At 71.6% G+C, this 19,355-nt stretch carries 15 protein-coding genes and 1 pseudogene; 11 read left to right on the forward strand and 5 right to left on the reverse strand.

The window, feature by feature from the left end; genetic code table 11:
- Nucleotides 1–42: 42 nt before the first annotated feature.
- Nucleotides 43–1,014 carry an alpha/beta hydrolase gene (locus H7X46_RS11940; RefSeq protein ID WP_370588717.1) on the forward strand — a complete coding sequence of 324 codons (972 nt, stop codon included), beginning with the start codon at nt 43–45 and terminating at the stop codon, nt 1,012–1,014.
- Between the two features lie 629 nt (nt 1,015–1,643).
- Here H7X46_RS11940 and H7X46_RS30620 read toward each other — a convergent pair.
- A pseudogene (locus tag H7X46_RS30620) lies at nt 1,644–1,955 on the reverse strand (hypothetical protein); the annotation flags it as partial.
- 191 nt (nt 1,956–2,146) lie between these two features.
- The gene (locus tag H7X46_RS30625; RefSeq protein WP_370588718.1) at nt 2,147–2,686 is read right to left on the reverse strand and encodes a hypothetical protein; all 540 of its coding nucleotides are present in this window, start codon (nt 2,684–2,686) and stop codon (nt 2,147–2,149) included.
- Nucleotides 2,687–2,930: 244 nt separating this feature from the next.
- Between H7X46_RS30625 and H7X46_RS11955 the strand changes: the two genes are divergently transcribed.
- Complete coding sequence (locus tag H7X46_RS11955; RefSeq protein WP_255426126.1) at nt 2,931–3,800, forward strand: SDR family NAD(P)-dependent oxidoreductase; 870 nt, start codon at nt 2,931–2,933, stop codon at nt 3,798–3,800.
- A gap of 87 nt (nt 3,801–3,887) precedes the next feature.
- Here the strand turns inward: H7X46_RS11955 and H7X46_RS11960 are convergent, their stop codons facing one another.
- Nucleotides 3,888–5,183, reverse strand: a complete 1,296-nt coding sequence (locus tag H7X46_RS11960) for an MFS transporter (protein WP_222131279.1) — start codon at nt 5,181–5,183, stop codon at nt 3,888–3,890.
- Nucleotides 5,184–5,599: 416 nt separating this feature from the next.
- On the opposite strand from H7X46_RS11960, the gene H7X46_RS11965 reads away from it, so the two are divergent.
- Nucleotides 5,600–7,972: a xanthine dehydrogenase family protein molybdopterin-binding subunit gene (locus H7X46_RS11965; RefSeq protein ID WP_186359479.1), complete on the forward strand. Its 2,373-nt coding sequence runs from the start codon at nt 5,600–5,602 to the stop codon at nt 7,970–7,972.
- Nucleotides 7,973–8,017: 45 nt separating this feature from the next.
- Here H7X46_RS11965 and H7X46_RS11970 read toward each other — a convergent pair whose 3' ends face one another.
- Nucleotides 8,018–9,310 (reverse strand): SLC13 family permease, encoded by a 1,293-nt coding sequence (locus H7X46_RS11970; RefSeq protein ID WP_186359480.1) that lies wholly within the window; start codon nt 9,308–9,310, stop codon nt 8,018–8,020.
- 163 nt (nt 9,311–9,473) lie between these two features.
- Nucleotides 9,474–9,656, reverse strand: a complete 183-nt coding sequence (locus H7X46_RS11975) for a hypothetical protein (RefSeq protein WP_186359481.1) — start codon at nt 9,654–9,656, stop codon at nt 9,474–9,476.
- Between H7X46_RS11975 and H7X46_RS11980 the strand changes: the two genes are divergently transcribed.
- From H7X46_RS11980 to H7X46_RS12015, 8 genes are all read left to right on the forward strand, one after another.
- Nucleotides 9,655–10,971 carry a Rieske 2Fe-2S domain-containing protein gene (locus tag H7X46_RS11980; RefSeq protein WP_186359482.1) on the forward strand — a complete coding sequence of 439 codons (1,317 nt, stop codon included), beginning with the start codon at nt 9,655–9,657 and terminating at the stop codon, nt 10,969–10,971. The genes H7X46_RS11975 and H7X46_RS11980 overlap by 2 nt on opposite strands.
- 87 nt (nt 10,972–11,058) lie before the next feature.
- Entirely contained in the window at nt 11,059–11,472 is a 414-nt protein-coding gene (locus H7X46_RS11985) for a Rid family hydrolase (protein ID WP_186359483.1), read from the forward strand.
- Nucleotides 11,465–12,973, forward strand: coding sequence for an aldehyde dehydrogenase (locus tag H7X46_RS11990; RefSeq protein ID WP_370588719.1), 1,509 nt, complete (start codon nt 11,465–11,467; stop codon nt 12,971–12,973). Before H7X46_RS11985 ends, H7X46_RS11990 begins: the two co-directional genes overlap by 8 nt.
- Nucleotides 12,974–13,014: 41 nt before the next feature.
- Nucleotides 13,015–14,499: an MmgE/PrpD family protein gene (locus tag H7X46_RS11995; protein WP_186359484.1), complete on the forward strand. Its 1,485-nt coding sequence runs from the start codon at nt 13,015–13,017 to the stop codon at nt 14,497–14,499.
- Nucleotides 14,480–15,388 carry a xanthine dehydrogenase family protein subunit M gene (locus H7X46_RS12000; protein ID WP_186359485.1) on the forward strand — a complete coding sequence of 303 codons (909 nt, stop codon included), beginning with the start codon at nt 14,480–14,482 and terminating at the stop codon, nt 15,386–15,388. The genes H7X46_RS11995 and H7X46_RS12000 overlap by 20 nt, the downstream gene beginning before the upstream one ends.
- The gene (locus tag H7X46_RS12005) at nt 15,385–15,888 is read left to right on the forward strand and encodes a (2Fe-2S)-binding protein (protein WP_370588720.1); all 504 of its coding nucleotides are present in this window, start codon (nt 15,385–15,387) and stop codon (nt 15,886–15,888) included. Before H7X46_RS12000 ends, H7X46_RS12005 begins: the two co-directional genes overlap by 4 nt.
- A complete protein-coding gene (locus H7X46_RS12010) occupies nt 15,885–18,251 on the forward strand; it encodes a xanthine dehydrogenase family protein molybdopterin-binding subunit (protein WP_222131280.1) in 2,367 nt (788 codons plus the stop codon). Before H7X46_RS12005 ends, H7X46_RS12010 begins: the two co-directional genes overlap by 4 nt.
- A gap of 64 nt (nt 18,252–18,315) precedes the next feature.
- Nucleotides 18,316–19,272: a PDR/VanB family oxidoreductase gene (locus tag H7X46_RS12015; RefSeq protein WP_186359486.1), complete on the forward strand. Its 957-nt coding sequence runs from the start codon at nt 18,316–18,318 to the stop codon at nt 19,270–19,272.
- Nucleotides 19,273–19,355 lie beyond the last annotated feature (83 nt).

Raw genomic sequence — 19,355 nt, forward strand, 5'->3', positions numbered from 1 at the left:
GGAGGGAAGTGTCCCTGCCGTCCGTCAGCCGGGGGGCGGAGAGTGGACGTCGGAGCGGGGTGGACCCCGGATCGATGCGACAGGAGAACGACGGACATGCAGACGACGGACGTGACCTTCCCCAGCGCGGGTCTCGCTCTGGCAGGGATCCTCTTCACCCCCGACGAGGCGGTGCCCGGCCGGATGCCCGCGATTGTGGTCTCCCACCCGGGTGGCGGCGTGAAGGAGCAGACCGCGAGCATCTACGCGCGGCGGCTGGCCGAGGCCGGATACGCCGCGCTGGTGTTCGACGCCGCGTACCAGGGCGAGAGCGAAGGTGCGCCACGCGGGCTGGAGAATCCCTTCCAGCGTTCCGAGGACGTGCGCGCGGCGGTCACCTACCTCACCACCCGTGACGACGTCGACCCCGAGCGGATCGGAGCGCTCGGTATCTGCGCCTCCGGTGGCTACGTGCCGTTTGCCGCGCAGACCGATCACCGGATGAAAGCGGTCGCCACGGTCAGCGCCGTGGACATTCGCAGCCTGCTCGTGGAGGGCCTCGGCCGGACGCAGGGGCCCGAGGTGCTGCAGGGCCTGCTCGAACAGGCCGGTGCGCTGCGGACCGCGGAGGCCGGCGGTGCGGCCCCGGCCGTCCTGAACTGGGCTCCGGAGGGCCCGGAGGGGTTGGAGGAGGCGCCGACGCTGTACCGGGAGGCGCAGGACTACTACCGGACCCCTCGGGGCGGACACGAACGGTCGACCAACGAGTGGCCGCTGCGCAGCATCGACCAGATCGCGCAGTTCGATCCGTACGCGATGATCGATCTGATCGCTCCGCGGCCGCTGCTGATGATCGTCGGGTCTGATGCGGACACCGCATACTTCAGCCGGGAAGCGGTCGAGAAGGCGGCCGAGCCGAAGGAACTGTTCGAGATCGACGGTGCCACCCACGTCTCGCTGTACGACCGCGACGAGCACGTGACCCCGGCGGTGGCCAAGCTGACCGACTTCTTCGGCAAGCACCTCGCCGGCTGACGGCCCCGATGGCGGGGCGGCGCCTGCTCCCCAGCAGGCGCCGCCGCTTTCGCAGGGTGGCGACGCGTCGCCGTCCGATCGTGCGAGGGTCGATGGCGGCGGCGCTGTCGACGAGAGCCACCATCTGGACCGTTCCGAGGACTCCTCGCTGATCGACGAGGTTCGTCCGCCCCACGGCGATACCGTCGGTCTCGGTGCGTTCCTCGGCGATCAGCCCGATCCCGCTGCCGGGCTCGGGTAGCCGCGTGATCCCCGAGCGTGAGGTCGGCGTTGATGAAGTGCAGCCCCTCGCTTCCCCAGTTCACCACCAGGTTCGAGGTGTCGGCGGCCGTCGCGAGCTGCTGGAACGGCGTGGGGGCCTCATCCTCGACGAGCGGTTCGGGCAGCTGCCAGACAATCTTCCTCGCCGCGTTCTGGTGCGGGCCCGGATCGTCGGTCCAGCCGACGTCCGAGCTGTAGTACAGCCGCGGCTCGGCGGTCGCCGGCCGAAGATCGGGTACCGGCGGCAGGACCGTGTGCCGAGGACTCCACACCTGACCGGGGGCCGGGGCGCCGTCGACGGCCAGCAACAACGCCGACGCCCGGGCAATGACGTCGTCGTCCCGGACGAACATGGCGTCGACCAGCCGCAGCCGTCGTCCGCAGCGGATCACTGTTGCCGTGGTGCTCGCGAGCGCCGCGCGGGCCGGGCGGAAGAGATCGAGCGTCCATCGAGCGGGACGGAAACGGTTCGCGTCCGGCCAGGTCGTGGGCGTCCGTTCCGCGGCACGCGCGAGCACGCCGCTGACCGCGGCCTGTCGAGCGCACTCGACCTGGCCGTCCCGGTGTCGACCGACCCGACCGGGTCGGCGGTAATCGTGCCTGCGTCCGCAGACTTCAGCCGGGACGCCGTCGAAGCGCTGTGCTGCGACCAGCTCGCCTCGTACAAGCGCCCCCGGCACTACATGGTTCGCGACGAGCCGCTGCCCCGCAACGCCAATGCGAAGATCCTCAAGCGGGAGCTGCGGCCGTGGCTGGTCGCCGAGCTCGAGATCGGCAGCGGTGATGCTGCGCCGTGCGACGGCGCGTCAGCTGAATTGTGGACCGACGTCGGCCGGGGCGCGGCCGGGCACGCTCACCGGCACGAACCCGCTCAGTTCGGTGTGGTCGGGACGTCCGGCCGACGGACCGAGATGCACGCCAAGGTCTCGGTCCGTCCGGATGAGGAGTGACCGAGAGCCCGGAACGGATCCGGTCGCCGTCGGGTCGAGGGCGACCGCGCGGCTGAGACGGACGCGCTCGCGCCGGGGCGCGCCGTCCGAGCGGACTCGTCACCGCGTGCCGGTGAGCTCGGCGACCGGGATGACCTCGGAGGCGGCGACCAGGTCCCCGACGGCGCCGGCCGGGCAGAGCTCGAGCGGGCAGTCGCCGCGAACCGAGCGGCGGACCCAGCCGCGCGGGAACCCAATGTCGCGGTGGGCTGCAGGTCGGCGACGTCCCAGCCCGCGGCGCGCATCGCGGTGATCGTCGTCGTGAGGTCGTCGCACTCCATGGCCAGCATCTGTTGTCCGTGTCCCAGTGTCTCGCCGAGCACGTGGAGAGGACCGCCGTCGACGGTCTCGATCAGTTCGAAATAGACCCTGTCGCCCGCGGTGATGAAGGAGTTGCGCACGCCGAGCTCGGGGATCGTCATGACGCGCACAGTGGTGGTTCCGACCAGTGCGGCGTAGGAGGCACACCTGTCTCCAGATGCGGCACCGGTATGGCCACGTGGCTGAGCCGAGCTGTCATGAGATCTCCGATCGATCGGTCCTCGTGTCGGCCGTGGCAATGGCGCCTGGTCACGACATCGGTCAATTTATTATACTAGTTTGAGTTGTCCGACCACGGTGATGCCGGCCGGTCCCGGCGGCGGAACCAGCCCGAGGGGTGAGCGCATGCGCAGATTCGTCGTGACCGGAGGCGCCAGTGGCATCGGCCGTGCCACAGTGCTGGCGATGATCGACCGAGGGTGGTCCGTCGGTGTCATCGACCTGAACGAGCACGCGCTGGCCGCCCTCGCCGAGGAGCGCGCCGAGGCCACTGCCGAGGGCAGGCTGGTGACCAGTCGCGCCGACGTCTCCGCCGAGCCGGAGATGCAGGACGCCGTCGAGTCCTTCGCAGGGGGCTTCGGCGGCCTCGACGGCATCGTCAACAACGCCGGCGTCGGCGGAGCGTTCGGGCCGGTCGTCGACCTGCGCGTCGAGGACTGGGACGCCACGTTCGCGGTGCTGACCCGAGGGGTGTTCCTCGGCATCAAGCACACCGCGCGGATCCTGATTCGGCAGGGGGGCGGCGGGTCCATCGTGAACGTCGGGTCCGCCGCGGGCATGGTGGGCGACGCCGGCCCCCAGGCGTACTCGGCGGCGAAGGCGGCGGTCGTGCACATGGGACGGGTCTTCGCCGCCGAGCTCGCACCGCACCGGATCAGTGTCAATACCGTCAACCCGGGGCTGATCGAGACTCCGCTCAACCCGACCAGTGGCTCGCGGCCGGAGTCGATGTTCGCCACGGCACAGCCGTGGCCCGAGGTGGGGCGGCCCGAGCATCTCGCGCAGGCCATCCTGTTCTTCGCATCGGAGGAGACCGGGTTCATCACCGGCGAGGCGCTCTGCATCGACGGCGGACTGACCTCCGTCGGGGCACGGCTGGGCACGGTGACCGGCACCAACTCGCTCGGGTTCGGTGTGGTCGGGATGAACCACGGGACGACCGGCAGGAAGCCCGAGGTGCACGGCGAGGCCTCGGCTCCGCCGGGCGAGGTGTGACCGGGGCGTCCGCGCCTCGTCCACCGGTCGTCGCGGGAGGTCGCTCCCGCGCCGGTGTCGACTGACCGGCGCGGGGAGCGACCGGTACTACGCGTTCGCCGCCTCGACGTCGCGGGTGTCGTTCGCCACGCGCATGGACCGCTGCAGCAGCATCGAGCACACGACCGCCAGCCCCATCGGGATCAGCACTCCCAGGAACATGGCGTTGGGGGAGACCAGCGTGACGACGTAGCCACCGATGATCGGCGCGACGATGGCGCCGACCCGCCCCATCCCGAGCATCGTGCCGTAGCCCGACGCCCGTCCGGCGGCCGGGTACACGGTGCCCGAGGCCCCCGCGTAGGCCGACAGGGCGACGAACAGGCCGGCGCTCATCACGACCGCCATGCCCAGGGCGAAGAATCCCTGCAGGACGAGCGCGAACCCGACGAGCGCGACCATGGCGATCGCGACCGACACCCAGGACAGGAACGCCGCAGGCCGGCGCAGTCCCAGGTACCCGAAGAGCAGCGCACCCGCCATCGTGCCGACGCTGACCATGACTCCGGCGAGGGCGCCCGCGCCCTTGTCGCCGCTGGCGTTGCTGATGAGCTGCGGGGTCCACGAGCCGATGAAGTAGAACGCCGCGGTGAGGAAGGTGTAGCCGGTCCACAGGTACAGCGTCTGCGCGCGGTACCGGCGGCCGAGCAGCCGTACCTTCTCCGAGCCGGTCGCCTCCGAGGGAGCCCTGGCCGGCTCCTCCTCGAGGTGCATGCGCCCGGCGAGCGCCCGGTACTTCTCCTGCGAGGCGGCGTCCGGCTTCTTCTGCAGGAACATCACCGACTCCGGCATGAAGACGATGCAGACGACGAGCAGCAGTCCGCTGAGCAGGGTCCCCAGCCAGAAGAACCCCTGCCACGCGCCACCGAACAGGCCGAGCACGGCCGTCCCGAACGTTCCCGCGACGAAGCTCCCCACGGGATAGCCGAACATCACCATGCCGACCGCCATGCTCCGCTTGGACGCCGGCGCCATCTCCTGGCAGGTGACGATGCAGACCGTGCCGATCACGCCGACCGCCAGGCCGGTGAAGAACCGCGAGGTGAGCAGGACCCCGAAGTTCGGCGCCAGCGCCGACCCGAGCAGCCCCGCGGTGTTCAGGAGGAGGCCGGCGATGAACACGGGGCGCCGGCCGTAGATGTCGGCGAACCGCGCCAGGAACATGGCTCCCACGCCCAGGCCGACGAGTGCCGAGCTCAGCAGGTAGCCCTTATCCACCGGTGAGGCCAGTTCGGCGGGAAGGTACGGCAGCGCGTAGCCCATGATGAACACGTCGTAGCCGTCCAGCGCGTTCACCGCGACGCAGAACAAGATCGTTGCGAGTTGGTATGGCGTTGTCTTCACGTACGCACCCACGCCTTCGTGTGTGTCGTCGGATCTTCCGGCCGGTTCACCGACGCCGGTCCGTGTCCCGTCGTCGCAGCGTCCGGAGCGTGAAGCCGGCCCGTGGGTCGGCTGCCGAGGGATGCGAGAGGACATCGACGCGGTAAAGTTTGTGTATGATGCACGATCCATAGAGCACGAGCAAGGCTAGCGGCCGGTGCAACGGTCGAGGTGCGCGCCATCGTGACCAGGAGGAGTGGGTCGCACACGGTGCGTGCCCCTCGGTGGCGGGCGATTGGTGACGGTGCTCTGTCATGTCGCCGGCCGGACGAGCGGCGCTGGGCAGATCGGCGGTTGCGCGCACCTCATGCATTTAATATTTTGCATCGCGCGACGCTCGTCGCGGGTGGGCAGCGGGACCGAAGGTGGTGCACGGCATGCGAGGATCGATTCTCGGGACCCGGGTTCGCAGGGTGGAGGACGCCGACCTGATCACCGGCGCCTCGTCGTTCGTGGGCAACCTGCAGCTCGAGGGCCTCCTGCATGCCGTGTTCGTCCGGTCGCCGCTGGCGCACGGGCGGATCACCGGCATCGACGTGGCGGCCGCGGCATCGGCGCCGGGGGTGGTCGCCGTGTTCACCGCCGCGGATCTGGACCTGCCGGCGCACCACGGCTACATGGTCGTGAACCCGCAGCTGCCGCGGCCGCCGCTGGCCACGGACCGGGTGCGGTTCGTCGGCGAGCCGGTGGCGCTCGTCGTCGCGGAGTCGAAGGCGGCCGCCGTCGACGCGGCCGAACTGGTGGAGGTCGACTACGACCCGTTGCCCGCCGTCGTCGACCCGGAGGCGGCGCTCGAGCAGGGCGCCGAGCTGCAGTTCCCGGAGCTCGGCACGAACCTGGTGGCCGGGGCGCGCTCGGCACCCGAGCCGGACCCGCTCGCCGACGCGGAGCTCGTGGTTCGGGCGCGAATGGTCAACCAGCGGATCGCGGTCGTGCCGATGGAGGGCAACGCCGTCGTCGCCGACCCGACCGGGGACGGGGAGCACGAGCTGGTCGTGCACATCTCCACGCAGATGCCGCACGGCGTCCGCGCCCAGCTGTGCGACGTGTTCGGGCTGCCCGCGGAGAAGGTGCGGGTGATCGCGCCGCACGTCGGAGGCGGGTTCGGGGGCAAGCCGGCGATCACCGCCGAGCACACCGCGACCGTCGGTGCCGCGCGTGCCCTGGGCCGGCCGGTCGCGTGGGTGGAGACACGGTCGGAGAACCTCGTGTCGATGCCGCACGGGCGGGGCCAGGTCGGCTACTACGAGCTGGGCCTGACGCGGCAGGGGAAGATCACCGGGTTGCGGGCCAGGGTGCTCGGCGACGCCGGCGGCTGGGCCGGTTTCGGCGGGGTGCTGCCGATCTACATGACCTACCTGATGGCGCCCGGGGTGTACGACGTCCCGGTGGTCGGATACGACGCCGCGGCGGTGGTCACCAACACCACGCCGATGGGCGCGTTCCGCGGCGCGGGCCGGCCGGAGGCCGCCGCCCACCTGGAACGGATCATGGACATCGCGGCCGCGGAGCTGGACATGGACCCGGTGGAGCTCCGCAGGCGCAACCTCCTGGACCCGGCGTCCTTCCCGTTCACGACGCGGACGGGCGCGGTGTACGACAGCGGCGACTACGACCTGCCGCTGACCGAGGCGCTGCGCCTGGCCGGCTACGAGAAGCTGCGGGAGGAACAGGCCACCCGCCGCGCGAACGGCGACCCGGTGCAACTCGGTATCGGTGTGGGCGTCTACGTCGAGGTCACCTCGCCCGGCGGCGGATCCGAGTTCGGCTCGGTGCAGGTGTACCCGGACGGTTCGGCGACGGTGTCGGCCGGGACCTCCGCGCACGGTCAGGGGCACGCGACGGCGTTCGCGATGCTCGTCTCCGACACGCTCGGCATCCCGCTGGACAAGATCAGCTACGTGCAGTCCGACACGGCCGTGGTGCCGCGCGGTGGCGGCACCGGCGGCTCGAAATCCCTGCAGCTGGGCGGTAGCGCCGTCTCGGCGGCCGCCACCGACGTGCTGGAGCAGGCCCGCCGGCAGGCCGCGGCGCTGCTGGAGGCCGCGGTCGACGACATCGAGCTCACCGAGGACGGGCGCTTCGGCGTGGCCGGGGTGCCGAGCGCCGCGGTCACGTGGGTGCAGGTTGCCGCCGCCGCGCAGGAGGCGGGGAAGGAGCTGGCCGCCGGCCTGGACGTCGCCCAGGGCGGGGCGACCTTCCCGTTCGGCGCGCACGTGTCGGTGGTCGAGGTGGACACCGAGACCGGTCGGGTGACCCCGCGCCAGCACGTCGCGGTCGACGACTGCGGGCGGATCCTGAACCCGCTGCTCGTGGAGGGCCAGCAGCACGGTGGTCTGGCCCAGGGCATCGCGCAGGCGCTGTACGAGGAGGTCGTGTACGACCCCGAGGGGCAGCCGCTGACCGCGACCCTGGCCGACTACCGGATGCCCAGCGCGGCGGACCTGTTCGACTTCGAGACCGCCACGACCGAGACCCCGACGGCGCTGAACGCGCTCGGCGCGAAGGGAATCGGGGAGTCGGCCACGATCGGCTCGACCCCGGCCGTGCAGAACGCCGTGGTCGACGCGCTGAGCCACCTCGGTGTGAGGCACATCGACCTGCCGTGCACCCCGGAACGGGTGTGGCGGGCGGTGCAGGACGCCCGCGCCGGTCGGCTGCCCGACCTGTGGAGCGAGCCGCCGCCCGCGGTGTTCGACGACCTGCCGATCCGTGGGGGTGCCGAGCCGGAGGACGCCGGCGGGATCTGACCGTGCCGTTGTCGTGCCGGAGGGCGGCCCGGCGCGGTGGCCCGGTCACGAGGTCAGCGCGACGAGGACGAAGCCGAGCGGCGGCGCCACCAGCACCATCGTGACGCAGTAGCGGAGGAGCTGCCGCTGGAACGCGGCCCGGTCGTCGACCTCCGCGCTGGCCAGCACCAGGACGCCGTTGCTCGAGAACGGGCTGATGTCGACGACGATCGTGCAGAACGCGAGGGCCGCGACGACGGCGAGCGTGCTCACGCCGCCGGTGGCGAGCAGCGGGCCCGCCAGGGGGAGCACGACCCCGAGGGTGCCGATCGACGAGCCGACGGCGGAGAGCGCGGCGACCGTGCAGCAGAGGACGAAGGCGGTCAGCAGGGGACTGCCGAGGCCGGCGGCCGCGTTCCCGAGCAACTCCAGGGTGCCGTTCTGCTCGAGCACGCCCATGAAGGTGAGCATCCCGCACACCAGAAGGACCGCGGGCCAGGCGATCCCGTCGGTCGCCGTCCGGTGGCGCTGCGGTGCGACGAGCAGGAGGACGGTGGCGATGCACAGCGATCCGACCCCGACGTCGACGCCGAACCCTGCGGTGCCGACCAGCAGCCCGACGAGACCGAGGAGCGTGAGCCCCTGCAGCGCGTCGACGCGGGTGCGGGCCGTCCCGGCGCCGGCCTGCAGGGGGTCGCCGGCACCGGCCGGTGCCGTTCGCACCGGTGGGTCGCCCCCGTCCCCGTCGTCGACCCGGTCGGCACCACGGAGCAGACCTCGGCCCCGGATCAGGAACACCGCCAGTGCGATGACGAAGCTGAGCCCCAGCGGGATCAGGTAGAGCGCGAGCGGGTCGGTCGGGAGCCCGGCGCGGCTCAGCCAGCCGTTGACGAACCCGCCGTAGAGCGTGATCGGGGAGAACGCGGCACCGAGGGCACCGTGGGCGAGGATCACGCCCATCAGGAGCGGGTCGATCCGGTACCTGCGGGCGATCGGCATCGCGATCGGCGCCAGCATGCCGACCGCCAGGACCGCGCCCAGCGACATGAGCACCGCCCCGAGGGCGAACATCGCCCAGAGGACCGCCCAGCGGCGCCCGCGCACGGTGCCGATCAGCAGGGACACGAGAAAGTCCAGGGTCCCGTTGGCCCGGGCGATCCCGAACAGCAGCGTGACCCCCACGACGATCAGGAAGATGTCGCCGGGGAAATGCGCCACGACGTCGTCGGGCGGGACGCCCGAGACGACGGCACCCACGAGGAAGGCCGCGGCGAAGGCGAGGACCCCGAGACTGACCGGGGTCGTCGTGGCCAGGACGAACACGGTCACCAGCACGGCCACGGAGACGGCGTGGGTCATCGTCGACCTCTCGGTGCGGGACGGGGTGGCCGGCGCGTGATGACGTCGGCGACGGATCGGGCCAACCCCGAAACAAGTATCAGAGTTCACGGCGGTGCTCAACGCCGCGCGGGTGGAGGTCGGCAGGTCGGCGGCCGGTCGACCGCGGGTAGCGAGACCGGAGTCACGCCACCGCGTCCGGGTGGGTGCCGGAGCCGGTGTCACGGCGTCGTCGCTGCTCGGAGTGCGGTCGGCCGAGCCGGGACAGCCGGCCGTTGACACAAATTATGATCCTTATTAATGTGATACTTGTTAGCTGGTTCACACCGATCCCGCGTCCCCACCACGCGAAGGGTGTTCTCTTCATGGCCATCACCACGGAGGAGCAGGAGCTCCTCGTCCGCACCGGTCCCGGCACGCCGATGGGGGAGCTCTTCCGTCGCTACTGGATGCCCGCGTTCCTCGCCGAGCGGCTCCCGGAGGCGGACTGCCCGCCGATCGCGATCAAGATCCTCGGTGAGCGCCTCGTGGCGTTCCGCGACTCGTCCGGCCGGGTCGGCATCCTCGACGAGGCGTGCCCGCACCGCGGGGCGTCACTGGCCTACGGTCGCTGCGAGGAGGGCGGCCTTCGTTGCATCTACCACGGCTGGAAGGTCGACGCCGACGGCAACCTCCTCGAGGCGCCGCCTGAGCGCAACCAGGAACTGTTCGCCGGGAAGATCAAGCAGACGTCCTACCCGACCCGCGAGGCCGGGGGTCTCATCTGGGTCTACATGGGACCCCGTGAGGAGATGCCGGAGTTCCCGCACTGGCGGTTCTGCGACCTGCCCGACGACCACATCATGGCGGTGCACTACAACCAGCCGACGAACTGGTTCCAGGCGCTCGAGGGTGACATCGACGCCCCGCACGCGTCCTACCTGCACCTGTCGATGAAGGCCTACCGCGAGCGGCACACCGTCGAGGACGCGTTCGCGGCGTTCTTCGGGTTCCACCGCTCCCCGGACGGGCACGCCAAGCACATGCCCTGGGGTGTCGAGACGATCTGGGGCTACCCGATGGAGGACCCGGAGCGCCCGGGTGAGACCCGGACCGACGTCGAGGCCTTCCTCGTCCACCCCTACATCGCCCCGGCATCCAGCATCGTCGCCGGTGGTGAGGCACTGGGCATCCCGTTCATCTGGCACGGCTGGACCCCGATCGACGACGAGAACCACCTCGTCTACTACGTCCACTACGACCCGGACAAGCCGCTCACCCCGGAGATCCGGGAGGAGATCAACCACGACTTCGGCCACCACAAGATCGACAAGGACGACGAGTACCGCACGATCGCGAACCTGCGGAACCACCACTTCCAGGACCGCAAGAAGCAGAAGACCGAGACGTACTCCGGGATCGACGGGATCGCCGCCCAGGACATCGCCGTCATCCAGTCCCAGGGCCGGATCCTCGACCGGAGCACCGAGCACCTCGGCGTCGAGGACATCGGGGTGACCGCCGTCCGCAAGTTCCTGCTGCGGGCGATCAAGGCGGTACAGGACGGCAGACCGGCACCGAAGGCCCTGTCGGCCGAGCACTACGCCCAGCTCGACGGCTACGTCGGCGTCGTCCCGAAGGGCAGCGACTGGCGCGAGCTCGCCCGCAACCAGACCGCCGCGGAGCCCACCGCCGCGGTCTGACCGACCCCCCACACACGGACGCGGGTCGCCCGTCGGCGGCCCTGCGTGCGCTCCCGCCCGACCGAACGAGAAAGAGGCAGTACCAGCATGACCAGTAGCGTGAACTTCGTCCACGAGCGTCACCGGGCCTCGGCCGGCATCCCCGCCGAGGAGGAGTACCGGTTCTCCCGTGCGGTGCGGGTCGGCGACCGGGTGATCGTGTCCGGTTGCCCGGCCATCGGTCCGGACGGCCAGCTGGACCCGGCGCTCAAGGGCGACATGTACGGGCAGTGCCGGGTGGCGATCGAGATGATCGAGAAGGTGCTCGGTGACCTCGACTCGTCGCTCGACCACGTGGTGAAGGTGAACTTCTACATCACCGACGCGCAGTACGGTGCGGACGCGGTACGGGCCATGCGGGACTTCTTCGGGCGCGCGCGCCCGGCCGCCACGCTGGTGGGCACCCCGTTCCTGTTCGGATCGGACTTCCTCGTCGAGATCGAGGTCGAGGCGGTTGACTGACCTCGACACGGCGCCCGCCACCGTACGGACGCGCGAGCTGCAGATGCTGATCGGCGGGGAGTGGGTGGACTCCCGCACCGGCGACCGGTTCGACTCGGTCGACCCCTACACCGGCACGACCTGGGCCTCCGTGCCCTCGGCCGGGCCCGACGACGTGGACCGGGCCGTCCGGGCGGCCCGGTCCGCCCTCGACGGACCCTGGGGCGCGCTGACGGCGACGGCCCGTGGCAGGCTCGTCCGGCGGCTGGGGGAGCTCCTGGCCCGGCACGCCGACGAGCTCGGTGCGGTGGAGACCACCGACAACGGCAAGCTGCTGCGCGAGATGGTCGGGCAGGTCCGGTCGCTGCCCGACTGGTACGACTACTACGGCGGGCTCGCCGACAAGATCGAAGGCACCACCCCGCCGGACACCAAGCCGTCGATCTTCGCCTACACCCGGCCGGAGCCGGTGGGGGTGGTCGGCGCGATCGCGCCGTGGAACAGCCCGCTGCTGATCACGACGCTGAAGCTGGCCCCGGCGCTGGCAGCCGGCTGCACCTTCGTGGTCAAGCCCAGCGAGCACACCCCGGTGTCGACACTGGAGTTCGCGCGGCTGGTCGACGAGGCCGGCATCCCTCCCGGCGTGGTCAACGTCGTCACCGGTGACGGGGTCACCGGCCGTGCACTGGCCGCGCACCCCGGCGTGGACAAGGTGGCGTTCACCGGCTCCAGCACCAACGGCGTGAACGTGATGAAGTCCGCGGCGGAGCACGTCGCCCGGGTCACGCTGGAACTCGGTGGCAAGTCGCCGAACGTGGTGTTCGCGGACGCCGACCTGGCCGCGGCAGCGAACGGCGTGATCGCCGGGGTGTTCGCCGCGACCGGGCAGAGCTGCAACTCGGGCAGCAGGCTGCTGGTCGAGCGGAGCGTGCACGACGAGCTGGTCGCGCGGGTCGCCGAGCGCGCGCGCACGATCCGGATGGGCGACCCGCGGGCCGACTCCACGGAGATGGGGCCGATCGCGTTCGCCCAGCAGCTCGACAAGGTCCTCCACTACGTCGACCTGGCCTCGACCGAGGGGGCCACCGTGCACTGTGGTGGCCGGCGACCCGGCGACGGGGAACTGGCCGGCGGCTACTTCTACGAGCCGACGATCCTCACCGGCGTCCGCAACGACATGCAGGTCGCCCAGGAGGAGATCTTCGGCCCGGTGCTGTCGGTCATCCCGTTCGACAGTGAGGACGAGGCGTTGCGGATCGCCAACGACACCCGGTACGGGCTGGCCGCCGGGATCTGGACCGACGACGTCCGCCGGGCCCACCGGGTCGCGCACCGGGTGAAGGCCGGAATGGTGTGGATCAACTGCTACCGCACGATCAGCTACAACGTCCCGATCGGCGGCTTCAAGCACAGCGGCATCGGCCGCGAAGGCGGGATCGACGCGGTGCGCGAGTACACCGAGACCAAGGCGGTCTGGGTGAACATGTCGGACCAGACCCGGGACCCGTTCGTCGTCGGCTGAGCCGGGATCGCACGAACGCCCACGAACCGAAGGGCATGACAATGGTCGTCACTGCGACCGACGAAGACCGGCGGGTCGCCGTCGAGGGGCTGGACCGCCTCGCAGGGTTCGCCACCGGTATCGAGTTCGCGACGCTGCCCGAGGACGTGACCCGCCGGGCGCGGCACGTCCTGCTGAACAACGCCGGCTGCGCGCTCCTGGGCAGCGAGAACGTCCGGCTCGAGCGTCTCGACACGCTCACCGCCTTCTTCGGCGACGCCGACGAGGCCACCGTGATCGGGACCGGGAGACGCACCTCCGCACCGGTCGCGGCGATGATCAACGCCGCGCGGATCAACGCCACGGAGCTGTCCGAAGGCGTCTCCAAGGGATCGGTACACCCGGGAACCGTGATCGTGCCCGCGGTCCTGGCCGAGGGCGAGCGGATCGGCGCGGCCGGGCGGGATCTGGTCCGCGCGGTCGTCGTCGGGTACGAGGTCCTCATCCGGGTCGCCTGGGCGCTCTCCCACGACCCGGACCAGCCCGCCGACACCATCCAGGCCCAGTCGCTGCACCAGGGGTGGTACCCGCCCGCGGTGCTCGGCGGGTTCGGTGCGGCCGCCGCGGTCGGCGTGCTGCACGGACTGTCCCGCCAGGAGATGGTGGAGGCCTTCGGCATCGTCGGCAACCTCGCGCCGACCACCACGTTCGCCTCGTTCCGGGGCGGCGCTGACGTGAAACCGCTGGGCTCCGGATGGTCCTCGGCGCTGGGGATCCTGGCCGCCCGGCTCGCGAAGGAGGGCCTCACCGGTGGCGGCCCGGAGATCGCGGCCGACCTGTTCCCGCTCCTGGTCACCCCGATCGACTACGGCTGCCTGACGGCGGGGCTCGGCGAGACCTGGGAGATCATGAGCCTGGACATCAAGTTCATCGCGGCGGGCCCGGTGCAGTCCGAGATCGAGTGCGCGCTCCAGCTGCGGGCCGCCGAGGAGTTCGACGTCGCCGACATCGAACGCATCGAGGTGGACACCAACGCCCGCACGATGCTCTGCAACCGGCGCCGCCCGACGACCCCGTCCGGTGCGAAGTCCAGCGCCGCCTACGGCGTCGCGCAGGCGCTGCTGGGCCGGTCCCGCGCGGACCTGGTCACCCGGGCGTTCGAGCCGGACGTCATCACCCGCGACGACTGGCACCGGCTGGCGGACAAGGTGGAGATGCGCCTGGACGCGGAGTTCGACCGGACCTTCGAGACGAACCCGCCGCGCTTCCGGCCCAGCCGGCTGACCCTGACGATGCGTGACGGGCACCGGATCGTGCACCGGGTGGAGGGCTTCCACGGCCTGCCCGGGTTCCCGCCCTCGGAAGCGGACTTCGTCGCCAAGTACCGCTCCCTGGCGGGTCGCTCCTTCACCGAACCCGCCGTGGACGAGCAGGTCGACCGGCTGCTCGCGATCGACACCGTGGACGACGTCGGGTCGGTCGTCCGATTGCTGACGCCCGAGAAACCCCGTCCGGGATCGGAGGATCATGAAACCACCGCCGTTTGAGTACTGCGCCCCGCGCACGCTCACCGAGGCCGTCGGCCTGCTCGGTGAGGTGGAGGACGCCAAGGTGATCGCGGGCGGGCAGAGCCTGATCCCGCTGATGAACATGCGGCTGGCCCGGCCCGCCCGGCTGGTCGACGCGTGCCGGGTCCCCGAGCTCGGGGCGATCCGCCGCAACGGGCACCTCTCGATCGGTGCGACGGCCCGGCAGACCGCGGTGCTGCGGTCGGCCGAGGTGCGGGAGTTCGCGCCGATCATCCCGGAGGCGCTGTCGCACGTCGGTCACGCCGCGAACCGCAACCGCGGCACGTTCGGGGGGAGCGTCGCGCACGCCGACCCGGCCGCGGAGCTGCCGACCGTGCTCCGCGCGCTCGGCGCCGACATCGTCGTGCAGGGGCCGGCCGGGGAACGGGTGATCCCGGCCGACGACTTCTTCGTCTCCTACTTCACGACCGCGCTGTCCGAGGACGAGATCCTCACCGAGATCCGGCTGCCGCGCCGGCACGATCCCACCCGCGGGGTGTGGGCCTTCACCGAGGTCGCCCGCCGGCACGGCGACTTCGCGCTGGTCGGCGTGGCACTCGTGGCGGAGCTCGACGACGACCGGCGGGTCACCGCGGCCCGGATCTGCCTCAACGGCGTGGCCGAGCGCCCGCACCGGGCCGAGGCCGCCGAGCAGTACCTGCACGGCCGGCGGCTCGACGACCCGGACGTCGCCCGCGAGGCGGGCCGGCTGGCCGCGGCGGACCTGCAACCGCCGTCGGACCTGCACGCCTCGGACCGGTACCGCAAGGACGCGGCAGCGGCCCTGGTGGCCCGCGCCGTCGGCAGCGCCGACGCTCGTTCCGCCGGCGCTGCGCCCGGCGCCGCACGACAGGAGGACGGACAGTGAGCACGGAGATCATCAACGGCGAGACGGTCGTCCGGCTCACCGTCAACGGGGAGCCGCACAGCGGGATCGCCGAGCCGCGGACGCTGCTCAGCGACTTCCTGCGGCACACGCTGGGCCTGACCGGGACGCACGTCGGGTGCGAGCAGGGGGCGTGCGGTGCCTGCACGGTCCGGCTCGACGGCGAGATCGTGCGCTCCTGCATCACCTTCGCGGTGGCGGCCGACGGTGCCGAGGTGGAGACGGTCGAGGGTCTGGCGGGGCCGGACGGCCTGCACCCGATCCAGGAGGCGTTCCGGGCGAACCACGGCCTGCAGTGCGGGTTCTGCACGCCCGGGATGCTGCTGACCACGCAGGCCCTGCTCGAGGAGAACCCGGCACCGACCGACGGTGAGATCCGCGAGCACCTGTCCGGCAACGTCTGCCGGTGCACCGGATACCAGGGGATCGTGGCCGCGGTGAAGGACGCCGCCGGCCGGCTCGAGAAGGAGGGACGATCGTGACGGGTGACGTGGCGGCGGCACGGCCGCCCCAGTACGTCGGGGCCCGGGTGCCCCGGGTCGAGGACCCGCGGTTCCTCGCCGGCGGGCACGGCTACCTGGACGACATCACGCGTCCCGGCCTGCTGCACGCCGCCTTCGTGCGCAGCCCGCACGCCCACGCCCGGATCCGCTCCGTCGACACCACGGAGGCGGCGGCCGTCCCCGGCGTGGTCGGGGTGTTCACGGCCGACGACCTGCAGGGCGTCCAGCCCATCGTGACCGCGCTCGACCGGCCGGAGGCGACCCCGGTGAGCCGGTCGGCCCTGGCGAAGGACAAGGTGCGCTTCGTCGGCGACGTGGTCGCCGTCGTGGTCGCCCGCTCCCGCTACCTGGCCGAGGACGGCGCCGACCTGGTCGACGTGGACTACGAGCCGCTCCCGGCCGTGCTCGACGCCGAGAAGGCGCTGGCGGCCGACGCCCCGGTCCTGGACGAGGAGCTGGGGCACAACAACTTCATCCACACCGAGGACTCGGCCGGTGACGTCGAGCAGGCGTTCGCCGACGCCGCGCACGTGTTCGCCAAGCGGTTCCGGGTCGGCCGCAGCGCGGGCGCGCCGCTGGAGACCCGCGGCACCATGGCCGACTACGACGTCGCGTCGGGCCGGCTGACGGTGTGGTGCTCGACCCAGCTCCCGCACCTGCTGCGGACGTTCCTGGCACCGACCATCGGCGTGTCCGAGGGCAAGCTCACGGTGATCTCGCCGGACCTCGGCGGCGGCTTCGGCACCAAGGCGCACATCAACTTCCCGGACGAGGTGATCATCCCGGCGCTGAGCCGGCAGCTCCGCAGGCCGGTGAAGTGGATCGAGGACCGGTACGAGAGCCTGGCCGCCAGCGTCCACTCCAAGGAGCTGATCGGCGACATCGAGATCGCGGTGGACGCCGACGGGACGTTCCGCGCGTTCCGCGGCCGCTTCATCGGCAACAGCGGCGCCTACGCCGTCGTCCCGTGGTCCGGGATGGTCGACCCGGCCTGCGCGGCGACGATGCTGCCCAGCATCTACGACGTGCGCAACGTCGCGTGGTCCGCGGACACCGTGCTGACCAACAAGTGCCCGACCGGCGCCGTCCGCGGTGTCGGATGGACCCCCGGCCAGCTCATTCGGGAGTCCCTGATCGAGGACGTCGCCCGGGCACTGGAGATCGATCCGGTGGAGCTGCGGGTGAAGAACGCGATCGGCCCCGAGCCGTACGTGACCGCGCTCGGTGCGCGCTACGACGGCGGCAGCTACGTCGAGTCGATGCGGGTGGCGCAGAAGGCGATCGACTACGAGAACACCCGGCGGCGGCAGCAGGAGCTCCGCGGGCAGGGCCGCTATCTCGGCATCGGGTTCAGCCCGTTCGTGGAACCCACCGGGTTCGCGTCGAAGGGGGCCCACCAGGTCGGCTACCCGATCCACTTCCACGACCAGACGTCGGTGACGATGGAACCGGACGGCTCGGTCACGGTGAAGACCGGGATGCACAGCCACGGGCAGGGCCACGAGACGACCTTCGCCCAGGTCGTCGCCGACCGCCTCGGCGTGCGGCTGGACGACGTCCGGGTGGTCCGGGGCGACACCGACCACTCCCCGTACGGCATGGGCACCTACGCCAGCCGGAGCGCCGTGATCGCCAACGGTGCGCTGAGCTACGCGGCTGCCGACGTGCGGGCCAAGCTGGTCCGGCTCGCGTCCGTCCTGCTGGAGGCGAGCCCGGACGACATCGAGCTGCACGACGGCCAGGCGTCGGTCCGCGGCGTTCCGGGCCAGGCCGTGCCACTGGCCTCGGTCGCGGGGTTCGGTTACTTCGGGCCGAAGGAGGTCGTCGCGGCCGACGGGACCGAACCCGCGCTGACCGCGACGCGCACCTACGACCCGGAGGAGAACTACGCCAACGGCACCTGCGCGGTCGTCCTCGAGGTCGATCCCGAGCTCGGGACGATCCGGATCGAGCGGATCGTCGCCGTCGAGGACTGCGGCGTCATGCTCAACCCGACGATCGTCGAGGGGCAGATCTCCGGGGCGATCGCCCAGGCACTCGGCCTCACGTTGCTGGAGGAGGCGGCGTACGCCGACGACGGCAACTTCCTCGCCGGCAGCCTCATGGACTACCTCTACCCGACCGCGGCCGACGTCCCGGAGATCACGATGGAGCACATCGAGACCCCGTCCGCCGTCACCGAGAGCGGGGTCAAGGGGGTCGGTGAGGCCGGCACGGTGTCGGCACCGGCCGCCGTCGTCAACGCGATCACCGATGCGCTGGCCCCGTTCGGGGTGACGGTCGACCGCACCCCGGTGACCCCCAGCTACATCCGCGACCTGATCCGTGGCGCGACCACCTGACCGGGCGGTGCGGTGACGTGGCCCGCGGCGGCGCGGGTCCTGCCCGTCGTGACCTGGAGGGACGATGACCGGCACGATGACCGAAGTCGAGACGACCGTCGAGGTCGTGCAGCGGGTGCGGGCCGCCGACGGGGTGGTCCGGCTCGTCCTGCGGAATCCCGAGGGCGAGATGTTCCCGCCGTGGGAACCGGGCGCCCACGTCGACCTCGTCCTGGGCGAGGGGATGATCCGCCAGTACTCGCTCTGCGGGAACCCGGCCGACCGGCACACCTACGAGGTCGCCGTGCTCCGGGAGCCCGACGGTCGTGGCGGATCGGCCTTCGTCCACGACCGGCTCGAGGCGGGGGCGACGATCCGGCTCCGGGGCCCGCGGAACCACTTCCCGCTGGTGCCGGCAGCCCGGTACCGGTTCGTCGCCGGCGGGATCGGCATCACGCCGATCCTGCCGATGCTGCGGGCACTCGGTCCCTCCGCGGACTGGACCCTGCTCTACGGCGGGCGGACCCGCCGCTCGATGGCCTTTGCCGACGAGCTGCAGGACCGCTATCCCGGCCGGGTGGCGATCTGCCCCCAGGACGAGACCGGTCTGCTCGACCTCGACCGGGCCCTCGCCGACCCGGACCTGGGGACCGTGGTCTACTGCTGCGGTCCGGGGCCGTTGCTGGACGCGGTGACGGCGCGGTGCACCCACTGGCCGGAGGGGACGCTGCACGTCGAACGGTTCGCACCGGCCGAACAGGTGGATCGTCCTGCCACCGCGTTCGTCGTCGAATGCGAGCGCTCCGGGATGACGCTTCCGGTGCCGCCGGACCGCCGGATCGTCGACGTGCTCGACGAGGCGGGGATCGACGTCGACGTCTCGTGCGAGGAAGGCATCTGCGGCACCTGCGAGACCGCGGTGCTGGACGGCGTCCCCGAGCACCGGGACTCCATCCAGACCGAGGCGGACCGCCGCCGGAACGACACGATCTTCGTGTGCGTGTCCCGAAGCTGCTCGCCCCGACTGAGGCTCGACCTGTGAGCGCCGGGCGCCGGGAGCCGGCGGTTACCGTGGTCGAGGCCGGGGATGCCCGGCCCTCGACCCCGGTGACGCGGGGTGAGGAG

This window comes from Pseudonocardia sp. C8 (assembly GCF_014267175.1).
Taxonomy (GTDB): Bacteria; Actinomycetota; Actinomycetes; order Mycobacteriales; family Pseudonocardiaceae; genus Pseudonocardia.

Coding starts and splice junctions, on each gene's coding strand:
- H7X46_RS30625 (WP_370588718.1), bottom strand. CDS start 2,686: ATGACGATCCCCGAGCTCGGCGTGCGCAACTCCTTCATCACCGCGGGC.
- H7X46_RS11955 (WP_255426126.1), top strand. CDS start 2,931: ATGCGCAGATTCGTCGTGACCGGAGGCGCCAGTGGCATCGGCCGTGCC.
- H7X46_RS11965 (WP_186359479.1), top strand. CDS start 5,600: ATGCGAGGATCGATTCTCGGGACCCGGGTTCGCAGGGTGGAGGACGCC.
- H7X46_RS11970 (WP_186359480.1), bottom strand. CDS start 9,310: ATGACCCACGCCGTCTCCGTGGCCGTGCTGGTGACCGTGTTCGTCCTG.
- H7X46_RS11980 (WP_186359482.1), top strand. CDS start 9,655: ATGGCCATCACCACGGAGGAGCAGGAGCTCCTCGTCCGCACCGGTCCC.
- H7X46_RS11975 (WP_186359481.1), bottom strand. CDS start 9,656: ATGAAGAGAACACCCTTCGCGTGGTGGGGACGCGGGATCGGTGTGAAC.
- H7X46_RS11985 (WP_186359483.1), top strand. CDS start 11,059: ATGACCAGTAGCGTGAACTTCGTCCACGAGCGTCACCGGGCCTCGGCC.
- H7X46_RS11995 (WP_186359484.1), top strand. CDS start 13,015: ATGGTCGTCACTGCGACCGACGAAGACCGGCGGGTCGCCGTCGAGGGG.
- H7X46_RS12000 (WP_186359485.1), top strand. CDS start 14,480: ATGAAACCACCGCCGTTTGAGTACTGCGCCCCGCGCACGCTCACCGAG.
- H7X46_RS12015 (WP_186359486.1), top strand. CDS start 18,316: ATGACCGGCACGATGACCGAAGTCGAGACGACCGTCGAGGTCGTGCAG.